Source organism: Pseudomonas sp. CC6-YY-74 (assembly GCF_002025205.1).
Taxonomy (GTDB): Bacteria; Pseudomonadota; Gammaproteobacteria; order Pseudomonadales; family Pseudomonadaceae; genus Aquipseudomonas; species Aquipseudomonas paeninsulae.
Window position 1 is genome coordinate 2,564,096 of the sequence record NZ_CP019947.1, and the last position, 11,962, is coordinate 2,576,057.

Here is an 11,962-nt window from a genome sequence, read left to right on the forward strand (position 1 = left end):
GAATGGTCTAAATGCTGGCGCACAGTCGCCGCAAAAAAACTTTGTGGCCTGCCATCCCTGGCGCCCACCCTGCGGGCCGTCGCAGGCGACGTCCAAAAACGCTCCAGGCGTTTTTGTCAGCGCTGAAAGCTTGGTGAAAGCTTGACCTCATAGGATCAGTCCCAGGTGGCTCGATCCACCTACCTGAACGGACCGCACAGTGGTGTGCAGCCGTGACAAAAACAACAATGGAGACCACATGATGCCGTTCGCATCCCGTCAGGCCCCGCTGCCTGCGCACCTGCTTAGCCTAGCCGTAACCGCCGCACTGCTCGCTCCTGCCGCCCAGGCCGCGTTTGTCGACGACAGCAAAGCCAGCCTGAGCATGACCAATATCTACCTGAACCGTGATTTCCGCGAAGGCACTGGCCAGAACAAGCGCGAAGAATGGGGCCAGGGCTTTCTCCTCGACATCCAGTCCGGCTACACCGAAGGTACTGTCGGCTTTGGCCTCGACGCCCTGGGCATGCTCGGCGTCAAGCTCGACTCCGGCGGCGGGCGTACCGGCACCGACCTGTTGCCGGTCCAGGACGACGGCGGCACTCCGGACCAGTTCAGCCGCCTGGGCCTGACCGCCAAGGTCAAGGTCTCCAGCACCGAACTGCGCTACGGCTCGCATGTGCCCGAACTACCGGTGGTCAAGGCCAGCGACAGCCGCCTGCTGCCCCAGGTTTTCGAAGGCGGCCTGCTGACCTCCTCTGAACTGGAGGGCCTGACCTTCACCGGCGGGCGCCTGGACAAGGTCATCGACCGTGCTTCAACCAACTCCGAAGATCTGGTGCTCAACAGCAAGAACAAGCGCTACGCCGGCGGCATCACTGCCGACCACCTGGACCTGGCCGGTCTCGATTACCAGTTCAGCAAGGGTCTGAGCGGGCGCTATTTCCATGCCGAGCTGGACGACATCTACCGGCAGAACTTCTTCAACCTGCTCGCCAGCTATCCAATGGGCGGTGGCACCCTGGCCGCCGATCTGCGCCTGATGCTCAGCGACGACACGGGCGCGGCCAACGCCGGCAAGGTCGATAACCGCGCGTTGAACGGCGTGCTCAGCTACGCCCACAGTGGCCACAAGCTCAGCCTGGCCTACCAGAAAATGAGCGGTGACACCGGCTATGCCTATCTCGACGGCAGCGATCCCTACCTGGTCAACTTCGTCCAGATCAACGACTTCGCCAACGCCGACGAACGCTCCTGGCAGGCCCGCTACGACTACAACTTCGCCGCACTTGGGTTGCCCGGCCTGAGCTTTCTCACCCGCTACGTCAGCGGCGACGATGCGCGCATCGCTGGCAGCACTGCCACCGGTAGCGAATGGGAACGCGACATCGAACTCAAGTACGTGGTGCAGAGCGGCCCGGCGAAGAACCTCTATGTGCGCCTGCGCAACGCCAACTTCCGTTCCGACTTCGCCCGCGATGCAACCGAAAACCGCGTGATCGTCGGCTACACACTGCCGATCTGGTAACCCACAATAACAATCGAGAGGAACCAACCATGAAAACTGCCTTTACCCGCCTCGCCCTGGCCACCGCCTGCCTGGCTTTCGCCGGCCAACTGTTGGCCGCAGAACCCAAGCGCCCCGAGTGCATCGCCCCGGCCAAGCCCGGCGGCGGCTTCGACCTGACCTGCAAGCTGGCCCAGAGCGGCTTGAAGGACAGCGGCCTGCTGAAAGCACCGATGCGCGTCACCTACATGCCCGGTGGAGTCGGCGCGGTGGCCTACAACGCGGTGATCGCCCAGCGCGCCGATGATCCAGGCACGATTGTCGCCTTCTCCAGCGGCTCCCTGCTCAACCTGGCCCAGGGCAAGTTCGGCCGTTACGACGAAACCGGCGTGCGCTGGCTGGCGGCGGTGGGCACCGACTACGGCGCCATCACCGTGCGCGCCGACTCGCCCTACCAGACGCTCAACGACCTGGTCGAAGCGCTGAAGAAAGACCCATCGAGCATCGTCTTCGGCGCGGGCGCCACCATCGGTGGCCAGGACTGGATGCAGACCGCATTGATCGCCCGCCTGGCCGGCATCGATCCGAAGAACCTGCGCTACGTCGCCTTCGAAGGCGGCGGCGAAACCCTTACCGCCATGCTCGGCGGCCACGTGCAGGTGACCAGCAGCGGTCTGGGCGAAGTCACCCCGCAACTGGAAGCGAAGAAGGTACGTATCCTCGCGGTACTCGCCGACGAGCGCCTGCCAGGCAAGCTGGCCGATATCCCCACGGCCAAGGAACAGGGCTACGACATCAGCTGGCCGGTGATCCGCGGCTTCTATGTCGGCCCAGAGGTCAGCGACGAGCAGTACGACTGGTGGAAACAGCAGTTCGACACCCTGCTTGCCAGCGAGGACTTCGCCAAGCTGCGTGAGCAACGCGACCTGCTGCCGCTGTCGGTGACTGGCGACGAACTGCAAGCCCTGGTCTTCAAGCAGGTTGAAGACTACAAGGTGCTGGCCGATGCCTTCGGTCTGATGCGCGAGTAACGCGCCGGCACGCTCGGTCAGGCAGCCCTGGGGCTGCTCTGACCGGCGCCCGCAATCGAGCGTGATGCGTTCAACTCTGTACCTTTTCACGAGACTACCGCCATGTACGTCCGCCTGTTCGCTGCGATCTGGCTGCTTTTCTGCGCCGGCCTCGCCGTTGTTGCCTGGGGTTTCCAGGCGCCCTTCGCCTACGACCCGGTCGGCCCCCGCGCCTACCCCCTACTGCTGCTGGCCTTGATGGCCGCTGGCTCGCTGTGGCTGCTGGTCAAACCCGGTTTACTCGAGCAGAAGCTGGACAGCTCCAGCGCCTTGCGCTCGCTGCTGTGCATGCTGACGCTACTGGCCTACGCCCTGCTGTTCGAACCCCTGGGGTTCATCATTAGCACCGCCCTGTGCACCTTCGCCCTCGGCCTGCTGTTCACTGGCCGCCTGCTGCCCTGCGCCATAAGCGGTGTGCTGATGGGCGCGCTGCTCTACGGTTTATTCGATTACCTGCTGGACGTGCCGCTGCCGCTGGGCCTGTTCGAAGCCTTTGTGGAGATCTGAACATGGAAACGCTGAATTTCTTGATGCAGGGCTTCGAGGTCGCCACCCGGCCGGAAAACCTGCTGGTGGCGCTGTTCGGCGCCTTCGTCGGCACCATCGTCGGCCTGCTGCCGGGCCTGGGCCCGATCAACGGCGTGGCCCTGCTGCTGCCGCTGGCCTTCGCCCTCGGCCTGCCGCCGGAAACCGCCCTGATCCTGCTGGCCGCCGTGTACCTCGGTTGCGAATACGGCGGACGTATCTCGGCCATCCTGCTCAACGTGCCAGGTGATGCGGCGGCGGTGATGACCACCCTCGACGGCTACCCGCTGGCGCGCCAGGGCAAGGCCGGGATCGCCCTGTCACTGTCGGCGGTCAGCTCCTTTATCGGTAGCATCATCGCCACCTGCGGCGTGGTGCTGTTCGCCCCACTGCTGGCGAAATGGGCGGTGGCCTTCGGCCCGGCTGAGTATTTCGTGCTGATGATCTTCGCCATCGCCTGCCTCGGCGGTATGGTCGGCGACAAACCGGTGAAGACCCTGATGGCGGCACTGATCGGCCTGGCCCTGGCCACCGTCGGCGTGGACTCGACCACCGGGGTGTACCGCTTCACCTTCGGCAGCGTCAGCCTGTCCGACGGCATCCAGTTCGTCATCGTGGTGATCGGCTTCTTCAGCGTCAGCGAAGTGCTGTTGATGCTGGAAAAAACCCACAGTGGGCAGAAGGCGGTGAAGACCAGCGGCCGGCTATTGTTCAACTTCAAGGAATTCTGCTTCACCTTCTGGACCATGGTGCGCAGCTCGGTTGCCGGCTTTGTCATCGGCGTGCTGCCGGGCGCCGGCGCGACTATCGCCAGCGCCATGACCTACATGAGCGAGAAGCGTATGGCCGGCGCCAGCGGCACCTTCGGCGAAGGCGACCTGCGCGGCCTGGCCGCGCCGGAAGCGGCCAACAACGCCTCGGCCTGCGGTTCGCTGATCCCCATGCTGACCCTCGGCGTCCCGGGTTCGGGCACCACCGCGGTGATGATCGGCGCCCTGACCCTGTACAACATCACGCCCGGCCCGCTGTTGTTCGAACAGCAACCGGATGTGGTGTGGGGCCTGATCGCCTCGCTGTTCATCTGCAACGTGCTCCTGCTGGTGATGAACATCCCCCTGGTCGGCCTGTTCGCGCGCATGCTCAGCGTCCCCAACTGGGTGCTGGTGCCGGCGATCACCGCGATCAGCATGGTCGGCGTCTATGCAGTACACAGCACCACCTTCGACCTGGTGCTGATGATCGGCCTCGGCGTATTCGGCTACATTTTGCGCAAACTGGACTTCCCGCTGTCGTCACTGATCCTCGGCTTCGTCCTCGGTGAGTTGATGGAAGACAACCTGCGCCGCGCCCTGTCGATTTCGGCCGGCGACCTCAACATCCTCTGGAGCAGCCCGATCAGCCTGTGCCTGTGGGCGCTCACCGCGCTGATGCTGGTGATGCCAGCCCTGCGCTGGTGGCGTGCGCGACGCGTCTCTCAGCTAGCCAATGCTTGATCTCTGCGCCCTGGCCCAGTGGCGGCGCTACTGGGCCACTGCGCTGATCGGTCTGATCGGCGGCTACCTGGCCAGCCTGATCGGCTGGCCTTTGCCGTGGATCATCGGCTCGTTGCTGGCGGTCATCGCGGCACGCTGCAGCGGTTGGCTGGTCACGGAAATCCCCGGTGGCCGACAAACCGGACAATGGCTGGTCGCCAGCGCCATCGGCCTGCACTTCACCAGCGAGGTGATGGGCGAGTTGCTCGGTCATTTCGGCGTAATCCTGGTTGGCGCCCTGGTGACCCTGCTGCTCAGCCTGTTCGGTATCGCGCTGTTGCGCCGCTCCGGGGTCGACCGCGCCACCGCGTTCTTTTCCAGCATGCCGGGGGGTGCCAGCGAAATGGTCAACCTGGCGCAACGCCACGATGCCCAGGTCGCCCGCGTTGCCGCGGCGCACAGCCTGCGTCTGTTGCTGGTGGTGCTACTGATTCCGGCCATCTTCACCTGGAGCCTGCCACCCATCGAACCGCCGGCGGCTGCGCCGGTGAGCTGGCCCTGGCTGGCCGCACTGTTACCCGGCGGCGCGCTGCTGGCCTTGCTGTGGAAAAGGCTCAAACAACCCAACCCCTGGATGCTCGGGCCGCTGACGGTGTGCGCCGTCGCCAGCGTCAGCTTCGACCTGCACATCGGTTTGCCGAACGGACTCGGCCAAGTCGGTCAGTGGCTGATCGGCTGCGCCCTGGGCTGCCACTTCGACCGCGCTTTCTTTCGCAACGCACCGGGCTTTCTCGCGCGCATTCTGCTGTTCAGCCTGCTCGCCATGCTCAGCGCCGCGCTGCTGGCCAACGGCCTCGGCTGGCTGGCCAGCGAAGACCAGCCCTCGCTGATGCTCGGCATGATGCCCGGCGGCATCACCGAGCTGTGCCTGACCGCCGAAGCCCTGCACCTGTCGGTAGCGCTGGTCACCGCGCTGCAGGTGCTGCGCCTGTTTCTGGTGATGTTCCTGGCCGAGCCATTGTTCAGGTTGTGGCAACGCCGCTAGCGAATATGTCGACCACGTGTAGCCCGCCTCGCGCGGGCTGTTTTTTAGCGAATATTTTTAACGCCACAGCACTTGCCCGAGCGCGCTAACCTTTGAGGTTGTGCAAGCCATCGCGCGGCCGTTTCCAGGCATTGCTGCGCACGCGCCGATAGATCACCCCCGCCGAGGCAAACCGCATGATTCTGCCGCGCTGGCCCCACCTGAAAAGCCCGCTTCTGCTGATCGCCCTCAGCGTGCTGCTGGCCGCCTGTAGCCGGGTCGACCTGGCCTATCGCAACCTCGACTGGCTGATCCCCTGGCAGCTCAACGCTTACCTGAACCTGAACCCTGCACAGAAAACCTGGTTCATGCCGCGCCTGCAGGCCCACCTGGAGTGGCACTGCAGCAGCGAGCTAGCGCGGTATATCGATTGGCTGCAAGGCACTGAAGGTCTGCTCGCACAGGCGCACCCCAGCGCCGCCCAACTGAGCGAGCAGTTCGCCGAGTTGGATCTGGCGCTCAAGCGCATCACGGGCGAAATCACGCCGACCGCCATTGCGCTGCTGCGAAGTCTCAACCCCAGCCAAGTTGCCGACCTGTATGCCGCGCTCGATGCAGACAACCGCGAGGATCGTCAGGAATTTCTCGAGCCGCCGCTGGCGAGCCAGATCAGCCAACGCGCCACGCGCATGCACAAGCGCCTGCGCCCCTGGTTTGGCCGGTTGAATGACGCGCAACAGGCGCGTATCGCTCAGTGGGCGCAGGCGGCGGGCGAGCAGAATCGGCTGTGGCTGGACAACCGCATGCACTGGCAAACCGAATTTCGCGCCGCTGTCGATGCACGGCGCAGTGCCGACTTCCCCGCACGCCTGACGCGCTTGCTGCAGCAACGCGAGTCCTTCCATGACGCCCGCTACCGCGCGGCCTACTCTCACTCACGGCAAGCGCTGGCCGAGCTGTTCAGCGACCTGCTCGCTAGCGCCGAGCGCAAACAGCGCGAACACCTGACGGCGCGCCTGCACGAGCTGCGTCACGACCTTGCCCGGCAGCTCTGTGCCGCTCCCGTTACAGTTCGGGCAGGCGCCAGTCGATAGGCGGCATGCCGTGCTGTACGAGGAACTTGTTGCAGCGGCTGAAGTGACCGTTGCCAATAAACCCGCGGTGGGCCGACAGCGGCGAGGGATGCGGCGAACACAGCACCAGGTGTTTGCTCGGGTCGATCAGGCGCGTCTTGCTCTGCGCATGCTTGCCCCACAACAGAAAGACCAGGTGTGGACAATGACCACTGACCACCTCGATCACCCGGTCGGTAAATACCCCCCAGCCCTTGTCCGCATGGGAGCCGGCAATGCCGCGCTCGACCGTCAGCGAGGTGTTGAGCAACAGCACGCCTTGCTCGGCCCAATGCTGCAAGCAGCCATGGCCGGCGATGTCGATATTCAGGTCGCGCTTCAATTCCTTGTAGATATTCAACAGCGACGGCGGCGTGGCGACCCCCGGTTGCACCGAGAAGCACAGGCCATGGGCCTGCTCCGGGCCGTGATAGGGATCCTGGCCGATGATCATCACCTTGACCCGCTCCAGCGGAGTGGAGTTGAGCGCATTGAAGATCAGCGCACCGGGCGGATAGACCTCCTTGCCGGCGGCTTTCTCCTGGCGCAGGAAGTCGGCCAGCGCCTGCATATAGGGCTGGGCGAACTCCTCGCGCAGGGCCTCTTTCCAGCCCGCGTCGAGCTTGATGTTATCGGCGGAGGTCATGCCTGATTCCCGAGTCAACGAATTGAAGCCGGCACGCTAGAGAAGCCTCACAGGCAAGTCAAGGCGCAGACGAATAGACCCTTATCATCCACCTGGATGCAGATGGCGACAGCCCGGCAGGCAGTCGAAACTGGGACAACCAACCCAGAGGAGCACCCCAGATGGACAACCCCATCGGCATCAGCCGTGAGCGCCTGGAGCAGGCCCTGGAACACTCCGCCTTTGCCAAGTTGCTCGGCGCCGAACTGCTGGACTTTGCCCCTGGCAAGGTCAGCCTGCAGCTGCACAGTCGCCCGGAACTCAGCCAGCACCACGGTTACACCCATGGCGCGGTGGTCGGTTTTATGATCGACAGCGGTTGCGCCTGGGCTGCCGCCTCGCTGGTGGGCGACGTAGTCACCAGCGAATACAAGGTCAACCTGCTGGCCCCGGCCATCGGCGACAAGCTGATCTGCCGCAGCGAGGTGATCAAGGCCGGCAAACGCCAGGCGGTATGCCGCGCCGATGTGTTTGCCGTCAACCACGGCGAGGAGAAGATCATCGCCACCGGCCTGGCGACCATCGCGCGGGTGTAGAAGACGCTGCGTTCGCGGTCGGCCGCCGCACAAACTCTCAGCCCTGATGCAACGCCCGGTAATGACTGGGCGCCATGCCCACCACGTTGCGAAACAGCCGCGAGAAGTAGTAGACGTCCTCGTAGCCCAACTGTTCGGCGACCTGGCGGATACCCTGCTGGCCTTCGTCGAGCAGGCGGCAGGCGTGGGCCATTTTCAGCTGGATGAACGCCTGGATAGGCGCATGGCCGGTCAGCGCGCGGTAGGTCTTGGCGAAGTGAAAACGCGACAACTTGAACTGCGCCGCCAGTTCATCGAGGTTGAGCGAGCCGTGCAGGTGGGCGCGCATCACCGCCTGCACCGCATCGACATCCAGCACCCGCCCCGATTTCAACTTGGCCCGCGCCGGCAGCACCGCCAGGGAGGCCAGCAGCGCCTGCAGCTGGTGGGCGGCATAGATGAAGTGCGCCAGGTTCAGGCCCTGCTTGCGCAGACTGAGCAGTGCATCGAAGTCGGCGAGCAGGCGCGGTTGTACGCCGATGCGCCAGATCGGCCCCTTGCCCAACGGGCGCAAGAACTCCGCCACCAGCTCGCCATCGAAGTGCACCCAGTACAGCGTCCAGGGTTTGCCGAGATCCGCGCCATAGGCGTGGGGAATGCCCTTGGGCAACAGCAGCAGATCGCCACCAGCGACAGCGATTCGTCCATCCCCAGACTCCAGCCAGCCCTGCCCGGCACGGCAATAGATCAGCAGGTAATCGTCCGGAAGCGGCCGCTGCATGCGGTGTCCGCCCGCGTCTGGATAGAACCCCAGGGCCAGCGGATAGCAGCTAGAGGCCAGTGGATGGTGACTCAGGATGCGCCGCAGGCGCGGCGGCGTGATAAAGCGCACGCCGTTGGCCGGTAATGGCCAGTTCGATGTTTCAATTCGAGCGTTCATCTGCCCTCCAACAACTCAATGCCAAGATCGTCCATCCATTGCCCAAGATCGTCAATCCACAAGCGCGCTTGATCCGGCTATAACACTAAGAGCACTAGGATCTGTCGCTGGGCCAAGGTGGAGAACGTGATGAGCAAGGCACTCCCGCAGTTGATCGAAGGCGAATGGCGCGAAAGCCGTACCCGCGAATTCATCGAAGTCACCGACCCGGCGACCCAGCAAGTGCTGGCCCTGGCGCCCAAGGCCACCGCCGAAGAAATCGAGGCGGCAATCGCCAGCGCCAAGGCGGCCTTTCTGACTTGGCGCGCAGTGCCGGTGTCCGAGCGCGCACGGCTGATGCTGCGTTATCAGCACCTGCTCAAGGAACACCACGACGAACTGGCGGAAATCCTCGCCAGGGAAACCGGCAAGACCCTGGCCGATGCCAAGGGCGATATCTGGCGCGGCATCGAGGTGGTCGAACAGGCGGCCAATATCGCCAGCCTGATGATGGGCGAGACCATGGAGAACGTGGCCACGGGCATCGATACCGCCAGCTGGATTCAGCCGCTCGGCGTCTGCGTCGGCATCACCCCGTTCAACTTCCCGGCCATGATTCCGCTGTGGATGTTTCCCCTGGCCATCGCCGCCGGCAACACCTTTATCCTCAAGCCGTCCGAACAGGACCCCATGACCCCCAACCGTCTGGCCGAGCTGTTTATCGAGGCCGGTGCGCCCAAGGGCGTGCTGCAGGTGCTGCATGGAGCCCGCGAGGTGGTCGACAGCCTGCTCACTCACCCGGATATCCGCGCCATCTCCTTCGTCGGCTCGGTGTCGGTCGGCCAGCACATCTACCGCACCGGCACTGCCCACCTCAAGCGCGTGCAGGCCTTCGCCGGGGCCAAGAACCATATGGTGATCATGCCCGACGCCAATAAGCAGCAGGTGCTGAGCAACCTGGTCGGCGCCAGTTGCGGCGCGGCCGGGCAGCGCTGCATGGCGATCAGCGTGGCGGTGTTCGTCGGTGAGTCGCAGCAGTGGATCGGGGAGCTGCAGGCGCAGATGGCCGACCTGCAACCCGGCTACTGGACCGACGGCCATGCGGCGTTCGGTCCGTTGATCAGCCAGCAGGCCAAGCAACGGGTGCTGCGTTTGATCGCCGAGGGCAAGGCGGAAGGCGCCGAATGCCTGCTCGACGGTTCGCACTGTGCGGTCGAGGGCTACCCCAACGGCAACTGGCTGGGCCCGACCCTGTTCCGTGGGGTGACAACCAAGATGGGCCTGTACCGCGAGGAAATCTTCGGCCCGGTGCTGGTGTGCATGGCAGTCGACTCCCTGGAACAGGCTATCGAACTGGTCAACGCCAGCCCCTATGGCAATGGCACCTCGATCTTCACCCGTTCCGGTGGCGCGGCGCGGCATTACCAGCACGCGGTGGAAGTCGGCCAGGTCGGGATCAACGTACCGGTGCCGGTGCCGCTGCCGTTCTTCTCCTTCACCGGCTGGAAAGGCTCGTTCTATGGCGACCTGCACGCCTACGGCAAACAGGCCGTACGTTTCTACAGCGAGACCAAGACCGTCACCAGCCGCTGGTTCGATGAAGACGCCGTGGCCGCCGGAGCGCCGGCCGGAGCGAACATGACTATTCAGTTGAAATGAGAACGGCTTAACAATGTCGACAGGCCACTGAAAAACGTAGCGAGCGATAGCTAGGGCCGTACCCGTTCCCTACGGGTAACGGCATTTCCCACATCCATGTGGGTCATAAGGCGAAACGCAGCATGGCGCGCGCAGCCCGCAGTAGTTTTTCAGGGGCCTGTTAGACCAATAGACGATCTCGGCAATTAGTCTAAGGGCGTAAAAAGTCCTCCTGGTTCCGACAATAAGAACAAGGAAAGCTGCCATGCAACGACTGACTGCCGCCTTGGCCCTTTGGGCTGGATTAACCGCCTGTGCGCAGGCCGCCGAGCCGATCACCCTCGGCCTCAATTACCCGCGCACCGGCCCCTATAAGGAAGAAGGATTGGCCCAGATGCGCGGCGCCTTGCTGGCCATCGACGAGCTCAACGCCAAGGGCGGCGTGCTCGGCCGCTCGTTGCGCCTGTCCAGCCGCGATACCGCCTCGCGCCCGGCGAAAGCCGTGCGCAATGTCGACAAGCTGGCCAGTGAGGGCGCGGCCATGCTGTTCGGCGGCTCCTCCAGCGCGGTGGCCATCGCTTCCGGCCAGCGCGCGGCGACCCATGGCCTGCTGTATTTCGGCACCCTCACCTATTCCAACGACACCACCGGCAAAGATGCCCACCGTTACCTGTTCCGCGAGTGCAACAACGCCTGGATGAGCGCCCGAGTGCTCGGCCAGTACCTGAGCAAGCACCTGCCGGACAAGCGCTATTTCTACGTGACCTCCGACTACACCTGGGGCCATACCACGGAAAGCTCGCTACGCCAGACCACCGGCAGCACGGATACCGGCAAACACCCCGGGCTCAAGGTGCCCTTCCCCGGCGCGCGCCTGGCCGATTACCTGGATGTGCTGCACCAGGCTGCGGCGAGCGATGCCGAGGTACTGACACTGGTGTTGTTCGGCGAGGATCTGGTGCGCGCCATGCGCATCGCCAAGGATCTCGGCCTGACCGAACGCATGCAGATAGTCGCGCCCAACCTGACCCAGAGCATCATCGAGCAAGCCGGCCCCGGCCTGATGCAAGGTGTGCTCGGCACCGAGCCATGGACCTGGCGCGTGCCTAAACTGGAGAAGTCCGCCCAGGGTGAAGCCTTCGTCAACGCCTTCAGCCAGCGTTATGCGATGTACCCGTCCAGCTCCGCTGCCTCGGCCTACAGCATCGTCTATCAGTGGGCCGACGCCGCGCAGCGGGCCAAGAGCCTGGACAGCGAGGCCTTGATCAAGGCCCTGGAAGGTCACCGTTACCAGCTACTCAAGGGCCCGCAAGAGTGGCGCGCCTTCGATCACCAGAACTTGCAGACGGTGTATGCCGTCAAAGTCAAAGCCCGCGCCGAAGTGCTCAAGGATCCGCTGAAACAGGATTACTTTGAAATCGTCGACCGTCTCGACGCCGACCAGGTGGCGCCCAGCCTGGCCGAATGGCAGTCTGATAGACGTGCCGCCGGGCAACCCCTGACCCTGCAATGAGGA

The 11,962-nt window shown here is 64.2% G+C and carries 11 protein-coding genes; 9 read left to right on the forward strand and 2 right to left on the reverse strand.

Annotated elements, in window-relative coordinates; translation table 11 throughout:
• Positions 1–238: 238 nt before the first annotated feature.
• The 6 genes from B2D37_RS11715 to B2D37_RS11740 all read left to right on the forward strand — a co-directional run bounded on the left by B2D37_RS11715 (position 239) and on the right by B2D37_RS11740 (position 6,671).
• Positions 239–1,507: an OprD family porin gene (locus B2D37_RS11715; RefSeq protein ID WP_371915400.1), complete on the forward strand. Its 1,269-nt coding sequence runs from the start codon at positions 239–241 to the stop codon at positions 1,505–1,507.
• 29 nt (positions 1,508–1,536) lie between these two features.
• Positions 1,537–2,517, forward strand: a complete 981-nt coding sequence (locus tag B2D37_RS11720; RefSeq protein WP_079202853.1) for a tripartite tricarboxylate transporter substrate binding protein — start codon at positions 1,537–1,539, stop codon at positions 2,515–2,517.
• A 102-nt stretch (positions 2,518–2,619) separates the two neighbouring features.
• Positions 2,620–3,063, forward strand: coding sequence for a tripartite tricarboxylate transporter TctB family protein (locus tag B2D37_RS11725; RefSeq protein WP_079202854.1), 444 nt, complete (start codon positions 2,620–2,622; stop codon positions 3,061–3,063).
• A 2-nt stretch (positions 3,064–3,065) separates the two neighbouring features.
• Positions 3,066–4,574: a tripartite tricarboxylate transporter permease gene (locus tag B2D37_RS11730; protein WP_079202855.1), complete on the forward strand. Its 1,509-nt coding sequence runs from the start codon at positions 3,066–3,068 to the stop codon at positions 4,572–4,574.
• Positions 4,567–5,598: an AbrB family transcriptional regulator gene (locus B2D37_RS11735; protein WP_079202856.1), complete on the forward strand. Its 1,032-nt coding sequence runs from the start codon at positions 4,567–4,569 to the stop codon at positions 5,596–5,598. The genes B2D37_RS11730 and B2D37_RS11735 overlap by 8 nt, the downstream gene beginning before the upstream one ends.
• Positions 5,599–5,774: 176 nt before the next feature.
• Positions 5,775–6,671 (forward strand): DUF6279 family lipoprotein, encoded by an 897-nt coding sequence (locus B2D37_RS11740; protein ID WP_079202857.1) that lies wholly within the window; start codon positions 5,775–5,777, stop codon positions 6,669–6,671.
• On the opposite strand, the gene ung is transcribed toward B2D37_RS11740, so the two are convergent.
• Entirely contained in the window at positions 6,643–7,335 is a 693-nt protein-coding gene (gene ung / locus B2D37_RS11745; RefSeq protein ID WP_079202858.1) for a uracil-DNA glycosylase, read from the reverse strand. The two genes, B2D37_RS11740 and ung, sit on opposite strands and share 29 nt — an antisense overlap.
• Positions 7,336–7,496: 161 nt before the next feature.
• Between ung and B2D37_RS11750 the strand changes: the two genes are divergently transcribed.
• Entirely contained in the window at positions 7,497–7,910 is a 414-nt protein-coding gene (locus B2D37_RS11750; protein WP_079202859.1) for a PaaI family thioesterase, read from the forward strand.
• Positions 7,911–7,947: 37 nt separating this feature from the next.
• Here B2D37_RS11750 and B2D37_RS11755 read toward each other — a convergent pair whose 3' ends face one another.
• Positions 7,948–8,829 (reverse strand): AraC family transcriptional regulator, encoded by an 882-nt coding sequence (locus B2D37_RS11755; RefSeq protein ID WP_079202860.1) that lies wholly within the window; start codon positions 8,827–8,829, stop codon positions 7,948–7,950.
• Between the two features lie 129 nt (positions 8,830–8,958).
• Between B2D37_RS11755 and B2D37_RS11760 the strand changes: the two genes are divergently transcribed.
• Positions 8,959–10,467 (forward strand): CoA-acylating methylmalonate-semialdehyde dehydrogenase, encoded by a 1,509-nt coding sequence (locus B2D37_RS11760; protein WP_079202861.1) that lies wholly within the window; start codon positions 8,959–8,961, stop codon positions 10,465–10,467.
• A gap of 244 nt (positions 10,468–10,711) precedes the next feature.
• Entirely contained in the window at positions 10,712–11,959 is a 1,248-nt protein-coding gene (locus B2D37_RS11765; RefSeq protein ID WP_079202862.1) for a substrate-binding protein, read from the forward strand.
• Positions 11,960–11,962: the final 3 nt, after the last annotated feature.

Coding starts and splice junctions, on each gene's coding strand:
- B2D37_RS11735 (WP_079202856.1), top strand. CDS start 4,567: ATGCTTGATCTCTGCGCCCTGGCCCAGTGGCGGCGCTACTGGGCCACT.
- B2D37_RS11730 (WP_079202855.1), top strand. CDS start 3,066: ATGGAAACGCTGAATTTCTTGATGCAGGGCTTCGAGGTCGCCACCCGG.
- B2D37_RS11720 (WP_079202853.1), top strand. CDS start 1,537: ATGAAAACTGCCTTTACCCGCCTCGCCCTGGCCACCGCCTGCCTGGCT.
- B2D37_RS11755 (WP_079202860.1), bottom strand. CDS start 8,829: ATGAACGCTCGAATTGAAACATCGAACTGGCCATTACCGGCCAACGGC.
- B2D37_RS11765 (WP_079202862.1), top strand. CDS start 10,712: ATGCAACGACTGACTGCCGCCTTGGCCCTTTGGGCTGGATTAACCGCC.
- B2D37_RS11725 (WP_079202854.1), top strand. CDS start 2,620: ATGTACGTCCGCCTGTTCGCTGCGATCTGGCTGCTTTTCTGCGCCGGC.
- B2D37_RS11750 (WP_079202859.1), top strand. CDS start 7,497: ATGGACAACCCCATCGGCATCAGCCGTGAGCGCCTGGAGCAGGCCCTG.
- B2D37_RS11740 (WP_079202857.1), top strand. CDS start 5,775: ATGATTCTGCCGCGCTGGCCCCACCTGAAAAGCCCGCTTCTGCTGATC.
- B2D37_RS11760 (WP_079202861.1), top strand. CDS start 8,959: ATGAGCAAGGCACTCCCGCAGTTGATCGAAGGCGAATGGCGCGAAAGC.
- ung (WP_079202858.1), bottom strand. CDS start 7,335: ATGACCTCCGCCGATAACATCAAGCTCGACGCGGGCTGGAAAGAGGCC.
- B2D37_RS11715 (WP_371915400.1), top strand. CDS start 239: ATGATGCCGTTCGCATCCCGTCAGGCCCCGCTGCCTGCGCACCTGCTT.